Annotated in this window: 24 protein-coding genes; 10 read left to right on the top strand and 14 right to left on the bottom strand. The window is 72.9% G+C overall.

The features are described 5' to 3' along the window. Positions 1-90: 90 nt before the first annotated feature. Positions 91-1,605: a CHAD domain-containing protein gene (locus ACIRPX_RS33745; protein ID WP_404202411.1), complete on the bottom strand. Its 1,515-nt coding sequence runs from the start codon at positions 1,603-1,605 to the stop codon at positions 91-93. Between the two features lie 76 nt (positions 1,606-1,681). Here ACIRPX_RS33745 and ACIRPX_RS33750 point away from each other — a divergent pair, with 76 nt between their 5' ends. Both ACIRPX_RS33750 and ACIRPX_RS33755 read left to right on the top strand, forming a co-directional pair. Next, on the top strand, positions 1,682-2,065 hold the full coding sequence (locus ACIRPX_RS33750) for a hypothetical protein (RefSeq protein ID WP_404202413.1): 384 nt from the start codon (positions 1,682-1,684) through the stop codon (positions 2,063-2,065). Between the two features lie 2 nt (positions 2,066-2,067). Beyond that, on the top strand, positions 2,068-2,649 hold the full coding sequence (locus tag ACIRPX_RS33755; RefSeq protein WP_404202415.1) for a carboxymuconolactone decarboxylase family protein: 582 nt from the start codon (positions 2,068-2,070) through the stop codon (positions 2,647-2,649). Positions 2,650-2,800: 151 nt separating this feature from the next. On the opposite strand, the gene ACIRPX_RS33760 is transcribed toward ACIRPX_RS33755, so the two are convergent. Then, the gene (locus ACIRPX_RS33760) at positions 2,801-4,039 is read right to left on the bottom strand and encodes a DUF418 domain-containing protein (protein WP_404202416.1); all 1,239 of its coding nucleotides are present in this window, start codon (positions 4,037-4,039) and stop codon (positions 2,801-2,803) included. Positions 4,040-4,235: 196 nt separating this feature from the next. On the opposite strand from ACIRPX_RS33760, the gene ACIRPX_RS33765 reads away from it, so the two are divergent. Together ACIRPX_RS33765 and ACIRPX_RS33770 are read left to right on the top strand one after the other, a co-directional pair. Continuing rightward, positions 4,236-4,907 (top strand): response regulator, encoded by a 672-nt coding sequence (locus tag ACIRPX_RS33765; RefSeq protein ID WP_404202418.1) that lies wholly within the window; start codon positions 4,236-4,238, stop codon positions 4,905-4,907. After that, on the top strand, positions 4,904-6,016 hold the full coding sequence (locus ACIRPX_RS33770; RefSeq protein WP_404202420.1) for a sensor histidine kinase: 1,113 nt from the start codon (positions 4,904-4,906) through the stop codon (positions 6,014-6,016). The genes ACIRPX_RS33765 and ACIRPX_RS33770 overlap by 4 nt, the downstream gene beginning before the upstream one ends. An 87-nt stretch (positions 6,017-6,103) precedes the next feature. Here ACIRPX_RS33770 and ACIRPX_RS33775 read toward each other — a convergent pair whose 3' ends face one another. Then, on the bottom strand, positions 6,104-7,150 hold the full coding sequence (locus tag ACIRPX_RS33775) for a LacI family DNA-binding transcriptional regulator (protein ID WP_404202422.1): 1,047 nt from the start codon (positions 7,148-7,150) through the stop codon (positions 6,104-6,106). A 108-nt stretch (positions 7,151-7,258) separates the two neighbouring features. Here ACIRPX_RS33775 and ACIRPX_RS33780 point away from each other — a divergent pair, with 108 nt between their 5' ends. From ACIRPX_RS33780 to ACIRPX_RS33795, 4 genes are all read left to right on the top strand, one after another. Further along, positions 7,259-8,437 carry a phytanoyl-CoA dioxygenase family protein gene (locus tag ACIRPX_RS33780; RefSeq protein ID WP_404202424.1) on the top strand — a complete coding sequence of 393 codons (1,179 nt, stop codon included), beginning with the start codon at positions 7,259-7,261 and terminating at the stop codon, positions 8,435-8,437. A gap of 99 nt (positions 8,438-8,536) precedes the next feature. After that, complete coding sequence (locus ACIRPX_RS33785) at positions 8,537-8,980, top strand: helix-turn-helix transcriptional regulator (RefSeq protein WP_404202426.1); 444 nt, start codon at positions 8,537-8,539, stop codon at positions 8,978-8,980. 32 nt (positions 8,981-9,012) lie between these two features. Next, a complete protein-coding gene (locus ACIRPX_RS33790; protein ID WP_404202428.1) occupies positions 9,013-9,186 on the top strand; it encodes a VOC family protein in 174 nt (57 codons plus the stop codon). Next, the gene (locus ACIRPX_RS33795; RefSeq protein WP_404202430.1) at positions 9,129-9,446 is read left to right on the top strand and encodes a VOC family protein; all 318 of its coding nucleotides are present in this window, start codon (positions 9,129-9,131) and stop codon (positions 9,444-9,446) included. Before ACIRPX_RS33790 ends, ACIRPX_RS33795 begins: the two co-directional genes overlap by 58 nt. Positions 9,447-10,122: 676 nt before the next feature. On the opposite strand, the gene ACIRPX_RS33800 is transcribed toward ACIRPX_RS33795, so the two are convergent. From ACIRPX_RS33800 to ACIRPX_RS33840, 9 genes are all read right to left on the bottom strand, one after another. After that, positions 10,123-10,500, bottom strand: a complete 378-nt coding sequence (locus tag ACIRPX_RS33800; protein ID WP_404202431.1) for a fic family toxin-antitoxin system, toxin component — start codon at positions 10,498-10,500, stop codon at positions 10,123-10,125. Continuing rightward, positions 10,500-10,739, bottom strand: a complete 240-nt coding sequence (locus ACIRPX_RS33805) for a hypothetical protein (protein WP_404202433.1) — start codon at positions 10,737-10,739, stop codon at positions 10,500-10,502. Before ACIRPX_RS33805 ends, ACIRPX_RS33800 begins: the two co-directional genes overlap by 1 nt. A 43-nt stretch (positions 10,740-10,782) precedes the next feature. Beyond that, positions 10,783-11,652, bottom strand: a complete 870-nt coding sequence (locus ACIRPX_RS33810; RefSeq protein WP_404202435.1) for a S8 family peptidase — start codon at positions 11,650-11,652, stop codon at positions 10,783-10,785. Further along, a complete protein-coding gene (locus ACIRPX_RS33815) occupies positions 11,652-11,843 on the bottom strand; it encodes an aroma-sacti cluster domain-containing protein (RefSeq protein WP_404202437.1) in 192 nt (63 codons plus the stop codon). The genes ACIRPX_RS33810 and ACIRPX_RS33815 overlap by 1 nt, the downstream gene beginning before the upstream one ends. A gap of 79 nt (positions 11,844-11,922) precedes the next feature. Next, the gene (locus ACIRPX_RS33820) at positions 11,923-12,111 is read right to left on the bottom strand and encodes an aroma-sacti cluster domain-containing protein (RefSeq protein ID WP_404202439.1); all 189 of its coding nucleotides are present in this window, start codon (positions 12,109-12,111) and stop codon (positions 11,923-11,925) included. Between the two features lie 63 nt (positions 12,112-12,174). Then, positions 12,175-13,479 carry an MFS transporter gene (locus ACIRPX_RS33825; protein ID WP_404202441.1) on the bottom strand — a complete coding sequence of 435 codons (1,305 nt, stop codon included), beginning with the start codon at positions 13,477-13,479 and terminating at the stop codon, positions 12,175-12,177. A 24-nt stretch (positions 13,480-13,503) separates the two neighbouring features. Next, positions 13,504-14,199 carry an iron-containing redox enzyme family protein gene (locus ACIRPX_RS33830; protein ID WP_404202443.1) on the bottom strand — a complete coding sequence of 232 codons (696 nt, stop codon included), beginning with the start codon at positions 14,197-14,199 and terminating at the stop codon, positions 13,504-13,506. After that, a complete protein-coding gene (locus ACIRPX_RS33835) occupies positions 14,196-15,188 on the bottom strand; it encodes a radical SAM protein (protein ID WP_404202445.1) in 993 nt (330 codons plus the stop codon). Before ACIRPX_RS33835 ends, ACIRPX_RS33830 begins: the two co-directional genes overlap by 4 nt. After that, positions 15,176-16,297 carry a radical SAM protein gene (locus tag ACIRPX_RS33840; RefSeq protein WP_404202447.1) on the bottom strand — a complete coding sequence of 374 codons (1,122 nt, stop codon included), beginning with the start codon at positions 16,295-16,297 and terminating at the stop codon, positions 15,176-15,178. The genes ACIRPX_RS33835 and ACIRPX_RS33840 overlap by 13 nt, the downstream gene beginning before the upstream one ends. Before the next feature lie 216 nt (positions 16,298-16,513). Here ACIRPX_RS33840 and ACIRPX_RS33845 point away from each other — a divergent pair, with 216 nt between their 5' ends. Beyond that, positions 16,514-16,870, top strand: coding sequence for a PRC-barrel domain-containing protein (locus tag ACIRPX_RS33845; protein ID WP_404202449.1), 357 nt, complete (start codon positions 16,514-16,516; stop codon positions 16,868-16,870). A 60-nt stretch (positions 16,871-16,930) separates the two neighbouring features. Beyond that, positions 16,931-17,104, top strand: a complete 174-nt coding sequence (locus ACIRPX_RS33850) for a hypothetical protein (RefSeq protein ID WP_404202451.1) — start codon at positions 16,931-16,933, stop codon at positions 17,102-17,104. 75 nt (positions 17,105-17,179) lie between these two features. Here the strand turns inward: ACIRPX_RS33850 and ACIRPX_RS33855 are convergent, their stop codons facing one another. Further along, on the bottom strand, positions 17,180-18,247 hold the full coding sequence (locus ACIRPX_RS33855; RefSeq protein ID WP_404202453.1) for a YihY/virulence factor BrkB family protein: 1,068 nt from the start codon (positions 18,245-18,247) through the stop codon (positions 17,180-17,182). Positions 18,248-18,313: 66 nt separating this feature from the next. Beyond that, complete coding sequence (locus ACIRPX_RS33860) at positions 18,314-19,066, bottom strand: hypothetical protein (protein ID WP_404202456.1); 753 nt, start codon at positions 19,064-19,066, stop codon at positions 18,314-18,316. Positions 19,067-19,440 lie beyond the last annotated feature (374 nt).

Genomic DNA, 19,440 nt, shown 5'->3' on the forward strand with positions numbered 1-19,440 from the left:
AGCTGGCAAATCACCCCGGCCACCGCATAGCGAACAGGGGCTGCCCGGCCTACGGCCGGACAGCCCCTCACCAAGATCTTCATGAGCCTTCTAGGTGAGGTTCGGATTCCTGGCGCGCTTCCATGCCCGGGGCAGCTGACGGAGACGTGCCTCGCCCGCGGCCTTCTCCTCGCCGTACAACACGCCCCAGGTGAAGGTGGGCTCGCCCGCCGCGTGAGCCGCGACCGCCAGGTCGCGCAGGAGACCGCGGGCGACGACGCCGTCGTGATGGTCGCCGCCGATCTGCTGCACGGCCTTCACCCGCTTGCCGAGGCGCTTCGCCGGCGTGCCGAGGGCCGGGCGGGCCGCCTCCGTGGCGTGGCGGACCCGTTTGGCCGCCTTGCGGGCGTGGTGGACGGCGGCGTCGCGCCGGGCGCCCGCGGGCAGCGCCAGCGCGCGGTCCATACGCCTGCGCAGCCGTCCGTGTTCCTTGACGATCGCCTTGGCCAGAACCTTCCTGGGCCCGTGCGACGCCTTGGCGCACAGCGGCGGGTCCTCGAGCAGCCGGGTCAGCGACTCCAGCAGCTCCAGATAACGGGGCGAGGCCAGCGCGGCGAGCGTGCGACGGCGGGCCCGCGCCCCCTCCGCCGCGTCCCAGGCCCGCAAGCGGGCGCCGACCGGTCCGAGGACCATCTCGCCGGGCAGCTCCTGCACGCCCGACGCGAGCCGCTCGCGCAGGACCTCGTGGTCGCGTTCGGCGGCCAGCTCCCCGGCCAGCCACTTCAGCTCCGTCCGCACGGGATCGGTGACCTCGCGGTCGAGGACGGACCGGTAGGACCGCAGACAGCCGCGCAGCCGGCGGATCGTGGTCCGCATCCTGTGCACCGCGTCCGGTCGGTCGCGCCGCACCGCCGGGTCGAGGCCGGACAGGGCGCGCACCAGGCGCTCGATGTGGGCGTGTACGTGCGCGCCGGCCGAACCCGGCTCGATGCCGGCGCCCGGAGCGGCGTCGGGGGCCGGTGTCGTCTCCCGCAGTGCCCGGGCGACCTTGGAGGGGCTGGACGCCCGCTCGATGCCGTTCTTGCGCAGCACCTTCTCGACCTGCTTCAGGAGCCTGGGGTCCTCGCCCTCGGCGAGTTCGACCTCCATCTCCGTCCACATCGCGTGCAGGCCGGACACCAGACAGGAGTCCGCGCGAACCGAGTCGAGGCCGACCTCGGCCACGGCGACGCCCTCGGCGTCGAGCAGGTCGCGCACGGAACGGGTGGAACGGATCCGCACCACCGGCCGCAGCGGTGCGCCGCGGGTGCGCGACAGCGTCAGTTCCCGAAGGCCGTCCGGGACGTCGTCGGACAGCGGGAGGCGGACCTCCTCCCTGCTGTCGCCGGACAGGGGGAGCGTGAGATGCCATCCCTCGTCCGTACCGCCGCTCCTGCGCCGCAGGCCGACACCCCCGCTCGTCAGGCGCAGGTCCTCGGTGTCGTAGTAGACGGCGTCCAGCTCCTGGACCCCCCGGTCGGCCAGGGTCACCACCGGTCCCGCGCCGGCCAGCTCGGACAGCCAGGAGATGTCGTCGGCCGCAGGCGCCGCGTACGTGCGTTCTGTTTCCTGTATCGACTGGGCCATACGTTCCGGCTGTACCGGATCGCCGGGATCAAACCGACACGGGTGGTTTCTTCGGACCGCATGTCACGCGGCGGGCGTGGCGATCGTCGTAGACAGGGGAACCGGCAGTCCGACGGCGGAGGAGGCGGAGGTCACGGTGACGGACGAGGACAGGAAGCGGGCCGCGTACCAGGCTCTGGTGCAGCGTGTGCTGAGCGGTGCGGGCAGGGCGCCCGCCGGACGGCGCGCGCTCGCCTTCGGCGACGACCGCGGGCTGGCGCCGCCGCTCGACGCGCTGATCCGCAAGGTCGTGGACACGCCGGCGCGGGTCGGCGCGGCGGACCTGGCGGCGGCGAAGGCATCGGGGTGCACCGAGGACGAGGTGTTCGAGCTGGTGGTCTGCGCCGCGGTCGGCGCGTCCGCACGGCTCTACGACGCCGGGCTCGCGGCGCTGGCCGAAGCGACCGGCCGGGAGGCGTGAGCATGAGACTCGGCATCCTCGATCACGGCTACGCCCCCGGAACGAAACTGCTGTTCGCGATCGTCCGCCTGTTCTCCCGGCAGCCGGTGCCCGACGCCGCCAAACTCGTCTTCTACCGGCCCGATTTCTACGGAACCCGCGCCAAGGCGTTCACGCACGAGGCGATGCGGGGGCCGTCCGGCTGGTCGGTGGCCGACCGGGAGCTGATGGCGGCCTATGTGTCCAAGGTGAACGGGTCCGCCTTCTGCGTCGGCGCACACACCGCCACCGCCGGACAGGCCTACGGGGACGGCCGCAAGGTCGCCGCGGCGCTCACCGACCTGGAGTCCGCGCCGCTCGCGGAGCCGCTGCGGGCCACCCTGCGGATGCTCGGCAGGCTGACCCGGGAGGGAAGGGTCGGCGCCGAGGACATGCGGGAGGTGCTGGCCGCCGGTGTCTCGCCCGGGCAGATCAGGGACGCGCTCGCGGTCTGCGCCGCCTTCAACGTCACCGACCGGCTCGCCGATGCCTTCGGGTTCGAACTGCTCAGCCCCGAGGGGTTCGAGGCGGGGGCCAGGTATCTGCTCAGACGCGGTTACCGGTAGTCGGCCGTGCCCGTGGCGCCTGCCCGGGTCGAATGACTCCGGCAGACCGGCGGTCCGGCAGAGTCGTCGAGGCCGGGCAGGTGCCGAACTCCCCGCGGACGGCGCCGGTTGGAACTGCGCCACCCGGCTCGGCACCGTCTTCCCGGGGGAGCTATGTGACGAGCCGCGCGGGCCGCGTCGTGACGTGGAGCAGGTATTCGAAGGGCCCACGACGGAAGTGACGGGTCCATACGAGCGCCAGCAGTACGGCGGCCGCGACGAAGGCCGGCAGGACCGGCAGCGCGGACATGGTGTCGGCGTCGACGATCCCCACGGACCAGACCTCGACCAGGAGCCAGAGGGCGACGATGTGCAGGACGTAGGCGGTCAGCGCCATCGTGCCGACCGCGGAGACGGGTGTGGCCAGGCGGGTGAGGCGCGGCAGCCGGGCGGCGGCGGTCAGGCAGGCGGCCACTACGACGAGGGCCACACCCGTGTTGCCGAGGACGGAGAAGGTGGTCTGGCTGTGCGGTGCGGCGACCAGGAGCCAGTCGAGGGGCGTGCCGTTTGGCGGTTCGCCCACGAGGTCCGACCACCAGGCCGACGACGCCGAACCGCCGTCCGTGGCCGCCGCGATGGTGGTGAGCGCGTGCGGCACCAGGCGCAGGGCCAGCCAGGAGCCACCGTAGCCGACGACCGCGAGCGCCCCGCCGGTCAGGGCGAGCCGGGAGCGGACGGCGGGCCGGGTGAGGTCGAGCCGGGCCACCGCCATGCCCGCGATCACGAACGGTGCCCACGTCAGGACCGGGTACGCGCCGGTGAACAGCAGCTCCACGATGCCGTCCGTGCCGGTGATGCGGGCCAGCGGATCATGGGCGATGACGGTGTCCGCCCATGATCCGCCGTCGATGGAGATCCGTACGGCGTAGAGGACTTGGGGCAGGACCAGTGCGCCGCCGGCGGCGACGAGGGCGAGCGTGGCGGCGCGCAGGCGGTACAGCGGGAGGACGGCCAGGAAGAGGACCCCGTAGTAGCTGAGGATCACCTCGACCTCGGTGTCCAGGGCCGTGAGGGCGTAGCCGAGTGCGATCAGGGCCAGGGCCCTGAGCACGATCCTCGCCACCGCCTGCCGCCCGGCGCGGCCGGTCCGGGGCCGGGGGCGACCGGTGATGATGATCAGCGAGAAGCCGGCCAGCAGCGCGAACAGGGCGGAGGAGCGGCCGCGTGCGGTCTCCAGCACGAAGCCGACGGGGCCGCCGACCGTGACGTCGGGGCCCACGTGCGCGGAGTACATGCCGAAGACCGCGAGCCCGCGGGCCAGGTCGATGCCGATCAGCCGGCCGGTGGTCGGGCCGTGCGGCTGCTCGGACCGCACGGCCGGGAGCGCGACCGGGGATGCGTCGTTCGTCATGGCTCCAGGGTTCGCCGCCCGTGCGTCGCCGCCCACCCGGCAGGCTTCCGGACCTCACCCGCCGACCGGACGGAACCGGACCGGCCGATCGGCCGGTCCCAGTCGACGACCGTCCGGAGCCGGGCCGCACCCGGCAGACGCGCGCCCTTGGGCGTGCTACCCGTCGAGGGGCGGGCAACCGACGAGCGGAGCGCACGTGATCCGTGTCCTGGTGGTCGACGACGAGGCCCTTGTCCGTACGGGCTTCACCCACATCCTGAACGCCTCGGACGACATCGGAGCCGTGGCGGCCGTACCGGGCGGCCAAGCGGTGCAGGCCGCAAGGGAGTTGAGCCCCGACGTCGTGCTGCTCGACATCCGGATGCCCGACGCGGACGGGCTGACCGTGCTGGCCGAGCTGCGCCGGATGCCGGATCCACCGGTCGTGGCCATGCTGACGACCTTCGACACCGACGAGTACGTCGAGGCGGCGCTGCGTTCGGGCGCCGCCGGTTTTCTGCTCAAGGACACCGATCCCGAGCATCTTCCGTTTCTGCTGCGCACCTTGGCCGAGGGCGGCACCGTACTGTCGTCGCAGGTCACCCGCACGGTGGTGGACGGCTTCCTCGGCCATGGCGTACGCGAGAGCTACGCCGTGCGCCTCGTCACGCGGCTGAGCGCACGTGAGTGTGCCGTCCTGGCGCTGATGGCCGAGGGGCTCTCCAACACCGACATCGGCGACCGGATGCACCTGAGCACCGGCACGGTGAAGGGCCATGTCAGCGCCGTCTTCGAGAAGTTGCACGTCGACAACCGCGTCCAGGCCGCGCTGGTCGCCGAGCGGGCCGGGCTGCTCGCACCGCCGCCCGAGGACGGAGGCCCGCGATGAACCCTCGCCGGCCGCCCGCCGCGCTGATGGACGCGGTGCTGGTCCTCGCCTCGCTGCTGGACCTGCGGGTCAATGCCGGGGGCGAGGACCGGCCGGCCCTCGCCCTCGGCCTGCTCGCCGCCCTGGCCCTCGTGCTGCGCCGCCACCTGCCCCTGACGACCTTCGTCCTCACGCTCCCCACCGCCCTGGTCGGCGACGCGGCCCTCGCCACCCTGATCGCGCTGTACACGCTCTCCTCGCTCAACCGGCACCGGGGCGTCCTGGCCGGCTGCGCCGTGACCTTCGCCTTCTGCGACTTCCTGCCCTGGCCCTGGAGCGACCTGGAGGTGGGCGAGCTCTCCGATACCTACAGCCTCGTCCACCTCACCTACACCTTCGCCACCGCCGCCGCGCCCGTCTTCCTGGGCCGGCTCGTCCAGGCCCGGCGTGAGCTCTCCCTGCGGCTCGCCGAGATCTCCGAGGCACGTGAGCAGGAGCAACTCCTCACCGCGCAGGCCGCCCTGGCCAAGGAACGCGCCCAGCTCGCCCGGGAGATGCACGACGTCGTCTCGCACAAGGTCAGCCTCATCGCCGTCCAGGCGGGGGCGCTCCAGGTGGGCGGCCCCGACGCCGAGGCGAGAGCGACCGGGGCCACGATCCGGCGGCTCAGTGTGCAGACGCTGGAGGAACTGCGGCACATGGTGGGCGTGTTGCGTGCCTCGGGCAGCCGCCCCACCGAGCTCACGCCCCAGCCCTCGCTCTCCGACCTGGACCAGCTCGTCGCGTCGAGCGGCATCGAGGCGGAACTGGAGACGGTGCTGCCGGACGGCCTTCCGCCCACCCTGCAGCGCGCCGTCTACCGCACGGTCCAGGAGGCCCTGACCAACGTCCGCAAACACGCGCCCGGTGCCACCGCGACGGTCCGCGTCCACCACCGCGACGGCACCCTCAGGACCACCGTCACCAACACCGCGCCCACCCGTCCCGCGCTGCCCCTGCCCGGCGCCCAGCACGGCCTCGTCGGCCTGCGGCAGCGTGCCGAACTGCACGGCGGCACGGTGACCTCCGGTCCGACCGGGGACGGCGGCTACGAGCTCCGCATGGAACTGCCCGCGGGCACCTCACCCTGATCCGCCTGGTGTCGAGGCCCCCGCTCCCGGTACGCGGCCGGGCCCGTTCGATCCGGCACGGACACTCCGCTCCCTCCCGGGCGGGGTTCACCCCGCGAACGGCACCGCCGGCACGTCCGGCGGCAGGTTGAACGGTGTGACCACCTGGATCGCCGAGGGCAGGACCGGACCGTCGTCGGGCAGCGCCCGGTGGGCGCGCATGACGGTACGGCACGCGCGGCGCACGTCCTGGCGCAGGTCGTGGTGGAGGACCGCGGACAGGCGGCGGTCGCGCAGCAGGCGGGTGTTGTCGTGGTCGAGGTCGTGTGCGACGAAGACCGCGCAGGACCTGCCGAGCGCGTCGAAGGCGTCCAGCGTGGCGAGGTTGCCGCCGCCCATGGAGTAGACGGCGACGATGTCCTCGTCGCGCCTGAGGGCCGCCAGCACCAGATCGCGCTGCGTGGCGTCGAGACCGTCGCTGTCGGTGACCTCCACCAGGGAGCGCGTGGGCCGGGCCAGGCGCATCGCGCCGCGGAAGCCCATCTCGCGTTCCTCCTCACCGCGGAAGGAGCCCCGGCTGATGGTGGTGAGCACGTGGCCCGGGCGGTCGCCGAGCCACTGCTGCAGGAGGTAGGCGGCGGTGGCGCCGGCGGCGCGGTTGTCGATGCCGACGTAGGCGAGGCGCGCGCTGTGGGGCAGGTCGGTGACCAGGGTGACGACGGGGACGCCGGCGGCGGCCAGGCGTGCGACGGCGGCCGCGATCTCCGGTACGTCGGGGGCCTTCAGGATCACGCCCTGCGTACCCCGCCTGGCGATCTTGTCCAGCGTGGCTGCCAGTTCCCCGGGCGGGCAGGTCTCGCGGAAGTGGAAGCGCGAGCGCACCACGGCCGGGTGCAGCGAGGGCAGTTCGGCCTCCAGCGCCTCGCGTACGGCGGTGGAGAAGCGCTCCGGCGCCTGCATCACGATGTCGACCATGAACGTGCGGCCGCCGATGCGGACCTGGGTCTGCTGGCGGTCCAGGTCCTTGATCGCCGCGTGCACCTCCCGGACGGTGCTCTCGCGCACATGGCCCCGGTCGTTGAGGACGCGGTCGACCGTGGCCGTGCTGAGCCCGGCCTGGCGGGCGATCTCCCTGATCGGATAGGGGTGTGGCATGACGGATCCCAGACGCTGATGATGGACTTTTGATGTATCGATGAGCATTGAATGATGGGTTCGGGTTCTCAAGACTGGCAGAAAGGCAAGCACGGCGAAAGGATCCCGATGTCCTCCACGAACTCCGCGGAGCGGACCTGGCTGACCGAGGACGACTGCGATCTCGGCGCCTTCCGCTTGCTCGTCGAGCAGCGGACCGACGCCTCCGGCTACGGCTCGGCCGAGCACGTCGAGCAGAACGTCCTGCTCTACGACAGCGACCGGCTCCGTGCTCAGGCGGCCACCGCCGAGGGCCGACGGACGGTGCAGGGCGAACTCGTCCGGGCCCTGCTCGACGGGCCCGGCATCGTCGTCCTCAAGGGCACCTTCCCGGACCCGGCCGTCGTCGACCGCGCGTCCGAGGTGTTCGCCGCCCTCATCGAGGAGGAGCGCGCGAGCGGTACCGCCCGCGGTGACCACTTCGCCAGGCCCGGCGCCAACGACCGCGTCTGGAACGCCCTGGACAAGGTCGCCGTGCGGGCACCCGACGTGTTCGCCGACTACTACGCCAACGACATGATCGCGCTCGTCAGCGAGGCCTGGCTGGGCCCCGGCTACCAGGTGACCTCACAGGTCAACGTCGTCAACCCGGGCGGCGCCGCGCAGAACGTGCACCGCGACTACCACCTCGGCTTCCTCACCCAGGAGCAGGCGGCCCGCCATCCGGCGCACGTCCACCGCCTCTCCCCCGCGCTCACCCTGCAAGGTGCCGTCGCCCACTGCGACATGCCCCTGGAGTCCGGCCCCACGCTGTACCTGCCGCACTCGCAGAAGTACGAGCCCGGCTACCTCGCCTGGCGGCTCCCGCCGTTCATCGAGTACTTCGCCGCCCACCACGTCCAACTCCCGCTGGCCAAGGGGGACGCGGTCTTCTTCAACCCCGCGCTCTTCCACGCCGCCGGGCACAACCGCTCCACCGGCATCCGCCGGATGGCCAACCTGCTGCAGGTGTCCTCCGCCTTCGGGCGCGCGATGGAGACGGTGGACCGCGAGGCGATGGCCAACGCGCTCTTCCCCGTCCTGCTGCGCCGCAAGGCCGAGGGGGTCTCGGCGGACTGGCTGGGCCGCGTGATCGCCGCCACGGCCGAGGGCTACCCCTTCCCCACCGACCTCGACCTCGACCCGCCCGTCGACGGCCTGGCTCCTCCCTCCCAGGCGGACACCGTCCGGCAGGCCGTCGCCGAGGAGTGGGCCCCCGCCCGGCTGCGGAAGGAGCTCCAGGCGGGCGCCAGGCGGCACCGCGGCTGACGCCCGCCCCGCTCGGCCGGGGCGGGAGCGGGCCGGGCGTGCCGCGGCTCGCTCCTCGGGGCGACCCGTGGACCGCGTGCGGGACCCGGTGACCGCACAATGGGTCCTGTGGCACAGGTACCGATCGCCCGTCATCTGCTCCGCGCCAAGGACCTCGCGGACGCGCGCTACGGCGACGCACTCACCGTGGCGGACATGGCCGCGGCCGCCGCGCTGTCCCCGGCGCACTTCAGCCGGAGTTTCAAGGCCGCGTTCGGCGAGTCCCCGCACCAGTACCTGCTGACCCGCCGCCTGGAGCGGGCCGCGTCCCTGCTGCTGGCGACGGACTGGACGGTCGCCGCGGTCGGGGTCGCCGTCGGCGCGCGGAGCATCGGCTCGTTCACGACGAGTTTCCGCCGGATGTACGGAATGACGCCGCAGGCCTACCGGTCGGCCCATCCGCCCGCCGCACGCCATGTGCGCGTCCCCCGCTGCGTGGCGATGGCCTACGCGCGGCCGCGGAACCGCACGTTTCGAGAAGACACGACCGCACCGGCTGCCTAGCGTCGTTCCCAGGCAACGACCGAGGAGCGGCCATGACCACCATCAAGATCGCCAACGCGCAGTTCTGGGTGCACGACCAGGACGAGGCTCTCGCCTTCTACACCACCAAGCTCGGCTGGGAGGTCAGGGCGGACGTGACCATGGAGGCGTGGAGCTTCCGCTGTTGTGCGTCGCCCCGCCCGGGGACGGCCCGGCGCTGGTCCTGATGCCCGTGCCCGGACGGCCGATGCTGGACGAGGCGAGCAGCGCCCAGCTCGCGGACCTGGTGGCCAAGGGCGCGGGCGGCACGCTGTTCCTGGAGACCGACGACTGCAAGGCCGCCTACGACGAACTGTCCGCCCGCGGCGTCGAGTTCAACGACCCGCCCACGACACAGCCCTACGGCATCGACACGTCCTTCCGGGACCCGTCGGGCAACAGCATCCGGCTCACGCAGGTGCTGGAGTTCGACCCCGAGCGGCACTGACGGTCACCCGGCCGGCGGCAAACCCGCGCGGGATGCGGGAGCAGATCTACGAAATGCAGACCAACTGGCGCCGACGCCAGGCCCGTTGGGCATGTGAACGGCCACCTGCCTTCGTATCCGATTGTCTCGCGCCACTTTTGACGGCGCATGTGCCTACGGCCCGATGTCTGGGAAGACTTAACAGCGGCCGCCGCCCGATGTCGGCGACGGCGGCGGCCGCTGTGCGCGAGGGCTCGCGCCGTCCCCTGGCGCGAGGGCCCCGCGCGGGAACGTCCTTACGGCTCCGGGGCCTGCGGGAGTGAGCCCCAGCTCGAAACAGCCGCGAGGACGAAGGCCGGGGCCCGCTGACGATTCCAGCGCGGGACGGGGTGGGCTCCGGTCACCCGAGGACGCGGGTCACTGCCGACTGCCCGAGGACTGGGGGCGCAAGGAGGCGTGCATTCCTCCTTTCCGGCAGCCTAGAACGACGCGACTGTCCGGCGACACCCCGGTATTCGGCCTCTCGGTGGACGGGACGGCCCTGGCCGGAGCTTCGGACGGGCCCGGGCGCAGGCCGTACGGGTTCCTGTGCGTCCCGCGCCGAGTCGCGCGGCGCGGCAGAGAACAGCGGTGCGGTGAAGCACACCACGTGACCACCGCGCCGCCGGCCCGCCACCGGCTCCACGGCGACGGCCGCTCAGCCGGTCCGGGGCCAGGACCGCATCAGGGCGGCGATCTTCGCGGCGGTGCACGAGGGGGCGCGCAGCAGGTCGCGGAGGGCGAGCGCGTCGTCCCGGGTGGGCTTGACCGGGATTCCGGACACCTCCAGGTACATCACGCCGGTCGCGGCGGCCACGGCCATGTTGGAGCGTTCGAGCCAGCGGCAGCGCCCGAGGACGTGCACCAGCGCCGCCGCCCGGGCGTAGGGGCCGTCGTAGACGGGGGTCTCCAGCAACTCGGCGCGGTGGCAGGCGATCGCGGCCACCGGCACGCCGTAGTCCTCGGGCGCCGGGTCGCCCGCCCCTGCCGCCTCCGCGACCTGGAGGACCCACGGAACGTCGATGTACAGATCCATCAGGCGGCGTGCGCCCCCGGGGCGCGGCGGTCGGCCTCCTCGGCCTCGTCGAAGACGTCCTGGTGCTCGTCCAGGAACCGCCGTGCCGCGTCCAGACCCCGCTGCCGCAGCCCGTCGACGTCCTCCCGCACGAGCGCCGCGATGTAGTCGCTGACGCTCATGCCACGGTCCTTGGCCCGGGCCGTCGCCAGCTCGGCGATCTCGTCGTCGACGCGCCAGCCCCTCTGAGTCTTCGCCATGCCTGGATGGTACCAGCTGGTACCGGCGGCACTCCGGCCCCGGTCACCGAATCGGTTCCCGACCGCGGCCCACGTTCGCCGCCAGGAGCTGCAGCATGCTCCTGACCTGGAACGGAGTGAGACCCGGGTAGCGGGAGAGGAGCAGCGCGCACAGACCCGTCAGGTGCGCGGCCGCGACACTGTTGCCGCTGCACAGGCGGGTGCCGCCGCCCGGCCAGGGCGCGGGCACGTCCGTACCGCGGGCGTAGAACTCGACCGGTGGCCGGGGGTTGTAGAGCAGGTGCCGCGGGTCGGCGACGGCGTGACGGCCGGCCGACAGGACCGAGGCGAACCGCCAGGGGAAGCTCTCGATCCGGCGGTTGTTGGCGGCGGCGACCAGCAGGGTGCCGCCGAAACAGGCCCGGTCCGCCAGGTCGTGGAGTTCGTCGCGCAGCTCCCGTTTGGTCGTGGACAGGCTGATGTTGACGATGTCGAAGCCCTGCTCGACCGCCCAACTCAGCCCGGTGAGCAGGGTGTTCCCGGTGCACGACAGCCCGGCGCCGAGCACCCGCAGGCTCACCAGCGAGCATCCGGGCGCCAGCGACCGGATGACGCCGGCGCAGGCGGTGCCGTGGCCGTAGGCGTCGCCCGGCTCGTCGGTGACGACACGGAGCCGGCCGTCCGGGCCGGGAGTCACCACGTGCGCGGCGGAGACCGGGCCCACCAGCGGATGGTCCGGCGCGACCCCGCTGTCGACGACGCAGACGCGTACGCCCGCCCCCGTGCTTCCCTCGTCCCAGGGCGGCCGGATCGTGTGGGGCCAGGTGCGCGGCAGGGTCTGCTCCGCCTCGGTGAGGTCGGTGGCCCGCCAGGACAGGCCGGGCCGCGCCGTCGTGTGGACGGCGCGGCCTACGGTGGACGCGTCGGCCTCCACTACCAGACGATCACGCCGGTGACGACGCCCTCGACGTGGGCGGTGACCTCGCCCTCGATGCGGTCCTTGATCGAGTTGAGGACGGCGACCTCGGCCTCGGACAGCGTCGCGATGACGCTCAGCTGCGCCTCGGTGGCGTGGTCGAGGTCGTGGCCCTTGTCGGTGAGTGCCTGAACAGCGTTGAACGACATGATGCTTTCCTCCAGGATGAGTTGTGCCTGCGGAGCCGCGCCGGGCGGCACGGCCCAGGTCGTGCGGGGAGGACGGCGTCTACCAGACGATGACGCCGGTGGGCTCCTCCACATGGGCGGTGACCTCGCCCTCGATGCGCTCCTTGACGGAGTTGAGGACGGCCACCTCCGTCTCGGACAGCGTCGCGATCACGCTCAGCTGCGCCTCGGTGGCGTGTCCGAGGTCGTGGCCCTTCTCCGTCAGTGCCTGAACGGCGTCGAACGACATGATGGTTCGCCTTTCCGGTGGGACGGTTCTTCTCCGGAGCCGTGCCGTGCGGCACGGCCCAGGTCATGAGGCGGAGCCCTCGGACGCGGGTTCCGCAGGGGCGGGCGCAAGGCCCTCGGCGTGCTGTCCTGCGGCCGGCTCGTCCTCGGGGTGGCGCCGCAGACAGACCGCGCCCAGTACGGCGAGGCCGGTGCCCGCCCCGGTGAGCACCCAGCCGATGCCGACCCGTGCGGCCAGTGCGGCGCCGGCGGGCGGAGCGGCGAGCTGCAGGACCGTGGGCACGACCAGGGCGACGGTGCCGACCCGGCCGACGAGTCCCTGCGGGGTGGCGCGCTGGACGAGGTAGCCGAAGACCACGAGGATCCCGGCCGAGCACAGTCCGATGCCCACGGTGACGGGGAGCCAGGACAGCGCCGGGATCCGGACGCCGCTGGTGGCCGCCGCCCCGACGGCGGCCACCAGCGTCCCGGTCGCCGCCTGTGAGGCGCCCAGGATCACGAAGGGGCTGTGGTCGCGCCCGAGCCGGGCCACGAGCACGCTTCCCGTCGCCGCGCCCACGGCGACCGAGGCGACGACAGCGCCGTAGAACGAGCGCGGGACACCCAGGTCGAGCAGGAGCAGCGGGGAGAGCGTGTCGAACATCAGGACGAGGAAGACGGTGGCGGACAGGCCGGCGACGGCGATCCGCAGGGTGCGGCTGGCGCGTACGAAGGCGAGCCCTTCGCGCAGTTCCCGGAGCAGGCGCCCGTACCAGGTGGCGGTCGGCTGCTCCGAACGCACCTGCCCCGTACGGGACCTCAGCCGCAGCCGGGACAGGATGAGCGCGGAGAGGGCGAAGGTCGCCGCGTCGGCGGCGAAGGCGCCGGGCGGACCGGACAGCACCAGCACGACACCGCCCAGGGCGGGCCCGGCGATCTTGGTGGTCTGGGTCGCCAGGGTGTTCAGCGCGGTGGCGGCCAGCAGGGATTCCCCGGGCACCGTGCTCTTGAGCGCCGACTGCTGGGCCGGGGTGAACAGCGTGCCCACGGCGGTCTTGGCGGCGAGCAGCGCGAGCAGCACCGGCAGGTCGGGCGCGACGAGGTAGCCGAGCACCAGACCGGCCCGGACCAGGTCGCATCCGATCATCGCGGGCTTCTGCGGCAGCCGGTCCGCCCAGACTCCCGCGACCGGGGCGACCACCAGCCACGGCACGGCGGCGGTGACCGCGACGGCGGCGAGTCCGCCGGCCCCGTCCCGCCACTGGTAGGCGACGAGCGAGACCAGGGCCACGTAGTCGACCCAGTCCCCGAGTCCGGACAGCGTCTGTCCGCCGAGGAGCAGCCGGAACTGACGGTGCGTCAGTACGGCGAGGGCTCCGGTGCTCCGCATGGCCACCTCCGGTCGCTCGGCGGTTCAGGCCGGCTGGGACGCAGGGACGGGGGCGAGGATGTCCTCGAACAGCTCGGCCGTCGCCCTCAGCGTGTGCAGCGCGCTCACGCCGAGAGCCGAACGGTGCTCGGCGGTCAGCGGCAACCGGTCGATGGTGCGCATCAGTTCGTCCCGGTGCCGTACGTCGAGGGCGGCGTGCCGGTGCAGGGTGCGGAAGCCGTCCGACGGGAAGCCGGTGCGCTCCGCCAGCACGCGGGTGAGGTCCGGCGAGGGCGGATAGCCCTCCAGTACGGCGATGTGGCCGAGCAGGCAGACCGGGTGGTGGTGGCGGATCCAGTAGTACTGGGCGCCGACCAGATCGGCCACGGCGGTACCCGGCATGCCGCGCAGCGGCGCGTCCGGATCGCTGCCGATCGCGGCGAGGTCCTGGCGCAGCCACTCGTCGTGCCCGCGTTCCTCACGGATGTGCCGGGTGAGGTACTCGGCGGTGCCGGCGGCCACCGGGTCGGCCGCGGCGAGCAGCCGGGAGCGCTCCAGGGCGAGTTCCATCAGCGGGACGGTCGCGCGGATCGCGGTGTGCAGGGCGCACAGATAGCGCGGGTAGAGCTCGCGCAGGTCCGGGGAGTTCCACAGCCGGCCGGCGAGGGTGTACAGGTTCGGCATCAACAGCTCGATCTTCGACCGTAGTTGTGCGCTGTTGCCGGACGCGGTGTGGCTCATGCGGGGGTCCCCTTCGCGAGCATCGGGATCGTACGCAGCAGCGGGTCGGCCTCGTCGGGCCGGACCCGGCGCGCCATGGCCCAGCACAGGCCGCAGAGGTCGGAGAAGCCGCGGTCGGCGAGGTCACGGAACCTGGGGTGCAGGGTGAGCGGGCCGCCGCCCGCCTCGGCCAGCGCCCGGTGGAACGGGTGCTGCCGGAAGCCCTCGACGGCCGCGGCGACCTCGTCCCCGGAGCCGCAGTCGCGGCGCAGGAGCGCGGGTCCCGCACCCATGACGACGGACTCGTTGCAGCAGACGGTGACGCGTCCGTCGTAGCGGACGACCGGCGAGATGACGGAGTCGCAGGTGCCCAGGGTGCGGCCGGGCCGGCGGGTGCCGGGCCGGAAGATCCCGGCACCGCGGCCGTGCGAGAGGCCCTGGGTGGGCACCACCTCGGCGTGGCGGGACCAGGTGTCGCCGAAGGCGAGCGTGAGCAGTTCCCGGGCCCGGTCGGCGCCGCCGTCCTCGTCCACGACCTGGACGACGACGGGAAGGTGGTGGGCGCCGGCAGTGCGTGCGGCGTTGACGAAGCGGTCGGGGCCGGTACCGGTCTCGTGGTAGGCGTCGGTGCTGAGATACACGCAGCGGCAGCGGTCGAGCACGTCGTGGATCCAGCGGGGCGGGTCGGGCGCCGCCGCCCAGATGCCGCTGGTGTAGACGACGACGTCCTTGCCGGCCTCGGCGAGGCGACGGGTGGCGAGGGTCAGGCCCCGGCGTTCGACGAAGGGCTCACCCCCGGAGATCCCGATCATGGTGCGGCCGGCGTCCCCGCAGAGCTGGTCGACGATCGACTCGAACAGGGCGAAGTCGGTGATGCGGGGGCTGTCGGGACGCGAGTCCACCGAGCAGTGGGCGCAGCCCACCGGGCACCGGTCGGTGATGAACAGCAGGGCGCTGGCGCCCGGGGTGGTGCGGAGGCGGCTGATCTCGTCGTGGCTCAACCGGTGCATGCGAGCCCCTCCTGCCCGGTCCGGTGGCCGAGGGCGACCAGGTCGGCGTAGCCCTCGACGGCGAAGTGGCGGGCGAAGGACAGCGCTCCGGCGTCGGCGAGCGACCGGGTGACCAGCTGCTCCACGAGCGCGGTCGACGGCCGGCGGACGAGTTCGTGCACACCGGGCCGGATGTCGGGGCTCCTGGAGAGCGTGTAGCAGGTCTCGCAGTAGCCCGCGTCGCCGCAGCCCGCACCCATCCGGTCGGCGAGATGGCGGGGGCCGAAGGTGCGCAGGGCCCGCACCATCGGCGATTCGAGGGTGCGCCGCCTGATGGTGGCCCAGTCGTCGCGGGCGATGTGACCGAGGTAGAGATGGGCGGGCAGCGGCACCTTGCCGTCCATGACGTCCTGGTTGCCGCAGGCGGTCACCTGCCCGTTGAAGCCGACGACGGGCCAGCCGGCCAGGGCGCACGGCTCGGCGCCGACCGGTCGGGGCAGCCCGGGGTGGCGCACGAACCACTCGCGGGCGCGTCCCACCGAGGCGAGCGGTACGACGAGCATCGGCACCCGGTCGTCGAACTCACGCCGTACGGCGCCCGTGATGTCGGCCAGGTACGGGTCGTCCGGCCCGAGCCCGACGAGCTGCAGGCTCACGTCCTTGCCGGCGTCCAGGAGTTCGTGCAGCACCCGGAAGACGGCCGTGCGGGAGACCTCCTCCTCGTGGAAGACGTCCAGGCTGGCGGAGAAGTGGTCGACCGCGTCGATGGCCTTCCTGACCGCGGCGGGAATGCGCGGCCTGCGCGCGAAGAACAGGCCCGACAGCAGATGCGTCCGCGTGCCGACGGCACGGGCCCGCTCGGCGATCGCGCGCACCAGATCCGGGCGCAGCAGCGCCTCGCCGCCCGAAAGGAGCACGAAGTCGGGGTGACTGTCCGCGGTGAACGTCTCGGCGAACCGCGTGAACATCTCCGCCGGATACTCCTCGCTGTCCATCAAGGACTCGGTGGAGCAGTGCCGGCAGTGCAGCGGGCAGCGCCGGGTGAGCCCGATCGACACCGCGGCCGCCGGCACGGACCTGTGTTCGAGGATCTCCATCAGATGCACGTGCTCGCCCCTTCCGAAGGACATCGGGTACGGCCGGGTCCCGGCCGTACCCCGCACCGTCAGGAAGGAGCCTGCTGCCGCCGGGAGGGCGTGTCGCGTGCTGTTCCGCTCAGCGGACCGGGGCGCTCTGCCGGCCGGGGCGCTCTGCGGGCCGCCGGACGCCGGCCGTCCGCGCCGGGGCGGCCTTCCCCAGACATCAGTAACGTGATCAGGGGGTACCCCTCTGGTGGAGGTTTCTGAATGTTCGAGGCAGGCGACATCCGCGAATGGCGTGGTCACGACGTGGTCGACGACCGCGGTCACAAGATCGGCGTGCTGGAGGCGATCTACGTCGACACCGCGACCGACCAGCCCTTCTTCGCGACGGTGACCGTGGGCCTGCCCACCCGCCGGCGCCTGGTGTTCGCACCGCTCACCGGAGCGACCGTCGGACCGGGATACCTCAAGATCACCCAGCCCAAGGACCTGGTGAAGAAGGCCCCCTCGATCGACGTCGACGGCGAGCTGCCCGCCGAGGACGAGCCGGGGATCTTCGCGCACTACGAACTCGACTACGCGCCGGGAGCCGGCGGTGAACGCCGGCTCGGGCGTCGCTGAACCACCGACACAGCCGACACCGCCGAGGCCACCGACGCGGCGAAGCCGTTGGGAGAGCCGATGAGCCTGTTCCTGTTCCTCCTCCTCGTGGCCCTCGTCCTGGGCATCATCGGGGTCGCCGCGCACGGCCTGTTCTACCTGCTGATCATCGGCGCGCTGGTGCTGCTCGTCGACCTCGCCTACGTCGCCCTCCGCTTCCGCCGCGGCGGACGCAAGCACCGCGTCGTGCGCTGACCGCCACGGCCCCGGACCAGCACGAAGGGCGCCGGCCACGGCCGGCGCCCTCGCGCGTCGAACGACGTCCGAACCTCAGACGTCGTCCTCCAGGCGACGGACATCCCTCTCGTCCCACGTCCTGGTGTCCCGGGGCCGGGTGTAGGGCTCGGCCTCGGGCGGCATCCCGCCCGCGATGGCCCGCTGCCGCACGGTCTCCGCGTCGAACTCCAGGCCCAGCAGGATCGCCAGGTTGCTGATCCACAGCCAGACGAGGAAGACGATGACGCCGGCCATGGTGCCGTAGGTCTTGTTGTACGAGGCGAAGTTGGCGACGTAGATCGCGAACCCGGCGGACGCGGCCAGCCAGATCAGCAGGGCCAGCAGGCTGCCCGGGGTGATCCACCGGAAGCCCCTGACCTTGGCGTTCGGGGTGGCCCAGTACAGGATCGCGATCATCATCGTGACGAGCAGCACCAGAACGGGCCACTTGGCGATCGCCCACACCGTCAGCGCGGTGTCCCCGATGCCGAGCGTCCGCCCGACCTCACGGGCCAGCCCGCCGGTGAAGACGACGATCAGCGCGCTGATGACCGCCATCACCATGAGCACCACCGTCACACCGACGCGCACCGGCAGGATCTTCCACACCGGGCGGCCCTCGGGCATGTCGTAGACCGCGTTCGCGGCGCGGATGAAGGCGGCCACGTATCCGGACGCCGACCACACGGCCAGCACGAAGCCCACGACGGCCATCACCGAGCCGGTCCCCGAGTTGTTCTGGAGCGGTTCGACGGCGCGCGTGATGATGTCACGTGCCGAGCCCGGGGCCAGCTTCTGGACGTTCTCCATCACCTTGTCGGTGGCCGCCTTGCCGGTGATCCCCAGCAGGGAGACCAGGACCAGCAGGGCCGGGAACAGCGCCAGCACGCCGTAGTAGGTCAGTGCCGCCGACCGGTCCGTCAGCTCGTCGTCCTTGAACTCCTTCAGGCTGCCCTTGAGGACGGCGGCCCAGGCGCCCTTCGGCAGCTTCGCCGGACTGTCCGGAGCGGCCTGGTCGACCTCACGGTCCGGTCCCGCCTCATCCGGAGACGGCACCGTGGAAGCGGGGTCCGCGTCACGGTCGTCGTGCACGTTGCGCCCTGGAAGATGCAGCTTCGCCATGCCTTCCGGGTAACCCGGCGGCGCGTTCTCACGCCACCGTCCACCCGAGCGGATCGCCGACCTGCCTCAACGGCTCTCCCCGCGCGCCCCGGGCCGGGGCCGGCCGGGCGGTTCGACGGTGAACACGGTGATCCACTCGGCGTCCGCGGCGTGATAGCCGAGGCCGGCCAGAGCCTCGGAGGCGGCGCGCATGTGCCCGGCGCCGTAGACGACGGCGACGGTGAACGCGCCGGTCCGTCCCCGATAGGCCCCCTCCAAGCCGGTCAGGGTGTCGGTCAGGAGCCGGTCGCGGCGCCGCAGCACCAGGTCGTCCAGGCCCGGCCAGAGGTCGGCCGCGGCCTCCCCGCCCTCGCTCATCAGGTCCTCCACCGCGAGATGCCGCGCGAGCCAGCGACGTGTCCCCAGCAGCCGCATGCCGGCCGTCATGGCCGGTACGAGCGTGGCCACGAGCGCGCGTTCCCGCAGCGGCAGCCGCCGGAATCCGTCCTGGAACTGCGGGCCGCTCATGTCCGGGCAGACCACCGGGACCCCGAGCGAGTCGAAGTCGATGTCCTGCACCACCAGCCCCAGGCGTTCATGCCCGTCCAGCCGCCGGTACGAGGCGACCAGGGCGTCCGCCCCGGCCGAGCCCTCCCCGATCCCCTCGGCGACCACCAGGTCGCAGCAGCGCCGCAGGCGTGCCGCCACCTCCCGGTAGAAGGCGGCCTCCCCCAGATGGACCATCGGAAAGAGCCGGAAGGCCAGCCCGGTTCCCGGCCGCTCGAACCGGATGACGGCCGATCGCACCCCGGCCAGCCCGGTCACCTCGATGAACTGCACAGCCGCCCCTCCCCGTCCGCCTCTCTCCCCACCACCACGCCGGCAGCCCCTCCCGCAGTTGCCTTCGGGCGTTCGGCGCGGCGGAGAAGTTCGCGGGCCGGTTCCTGCCGCCGGACGCGGCGCGGGCGGACGACCCCGCGCGGTCGGCTGGAGTTCGCGGCGGCCGTCCGCACGGGCCCGGCTCCGGGACCGATCGCCGTCGCGTGCGAGGACGGGCCGCGGACGGTGGCCGGACGCGCCCTCGACATGCCGCTCCACGCCGGGCGGCGGCGGCCGGAAGACGGTGCGGCGGTCGGGCCGCGGCGCCGTCCGGCCCCGCTGTCCGCGGTCCGACCGTGGCCGAGAGCCCGCCGACCGTCCATCCCTCCACGCGG

The sequence above is a fragment of the Streptomyces sp. NPDC101225 genome (genome assembly GCF_044767585.1).
GTDB lineage: Bacteria > Actinomycetota > Actinomycetes > Streptomycetales > Streptomycetaceae > Streptomyces.

Coding starts and splice junctions, on each gene's coding strand:
- ACIRPX_RS33745 (WP_404202411.1), bottom strand. CDS start 1,605: ATGGCCCAGTCGATACAGGAAACAGAACGCACGTACGCGGCGCCTGCG.
- ACIRPX_RS33755 (WP_404202415.1), top strand. CDS start 2,068: ATGAGACTCGGCATCCTCGATCACGGCTACGCCCCCGGAACGAAACTG.
- ACIRPX_RS33760 (WP_404202416.1), bottom strand. CDS start 4,039: ATGACGAACGACGCATCCCCGGTCGCGCTCCCGGCCGTGCGGTCCGAG.
- ACIRPX_RS33770 (WP_404202420.1), top strand. CDS start 4,904: ATGAACCCTCGCCGGCCGCCCGCCGCGCTGATGGACGCGGTGCTGGTC.
- ACIRPX_RS33775 (WP_404202422.1), bottom strand. CDS start 7,150: ATGCCACACCCCTATCCGATCAGGGAGATCGCCCGCCAGGCCGGGCTC.
- ACIRPX_RS33780 (WP_404202424.1), top strand. CDS start 7,259: ATGTCCTCCACGAACTCCGCGGAGCGGACCTGGCTGACCGAGGACGAC.
- ACIRPX_RS33785 (WP_404202426.1), top strand. CDS start 8,537: ATGGGTCCTGTGGCACAGGTACCGATCGCCCGTCATCTGCTCCGCGCC.
- ACIRPX_RS33790 (WP_404202428.1), top strand. CDS start 9,013: ATGACCACCATCAAGATCGCCAACGCGCAGTTCTGGGTGCACGACCAG.
- ACIRPX_RS33800 (WP_404202431.1), bottom strand. CDS start 10,500: ATGGATCTGTACATCGACGTTCCGTGGGTCCTCCAGGTCGCGGAGGCG.
- ACIRPX_RS33805 (WP_404202433.1), bottom strand. CDS start 10,739: ATGGCGAAGACTCAGAGGGGCTGGCGCGTCGACGACGAGATCGCCGAG.
- ACIRPX_RS33815 (WP_404202437.1), bottom strand. CDS start 11,843: ATGTCGTTCAACGCTGTTCAGGCACTCACCGACAAGGGCCACGACCTC.
- ACIRPX_RS33820 (WP_404202439.1), bottom strand. CDS start 12,111: ATGTCGTTCGACGCCGTTCAGGCACTGACGGAGAAGGGCCACGACCTC.
- ACIRPX_RS33825 (WP_404202441.1), bottom strand. CDS start 13,479: ATGCGGAGCACCGGAGCCCTCGCCGTACTGACGCACCGTCAGTTCCGG.
- ACIRPX_RS33830 (WP_404202443.1), bottom strand. CDS start 14,199: ATGAGCCACACCGCGTCCGGCAACAGCGCACAACTACGGTCGAAGATC.
- ACIRPX_RS33835 (WP_404202445.1), bottom strand. CDS start 15,188: ATGCACCGGTTGAGCCACGACGAGATCAGCCGCCTCCGCACCACCCCG.
- ACIRPX_RS33840 (WP_404202447.1), bottom strand. CDS start 16,297: ATGTCCTTCGGAAGGGGCGAGCACGTGCATCTGATGGAGATCCTCGAA.
- ACIRPX_RS33845 (WP_404202449.1), top strand. CDS start 16,514: ATGTTCGAGGCAGGCGACATCCGCGAATGGCGTGGTCACGACGTGGTC.
- ACIRPX_RS33850 (WP_404202451.1), top strand. CDS start 16,931: ATGAGCCTGTTCCTGTTCCTCCTCCTCGTGGCCCTCGTCCTGGGCATC.
- ACIRPX_RS33855 (WP_404202453.1), bottom strand. CDS start 18,247: ATGGCGAAGCTGCATCTTCCAGGGCGCAACGTGCACGACGACCGTGAC.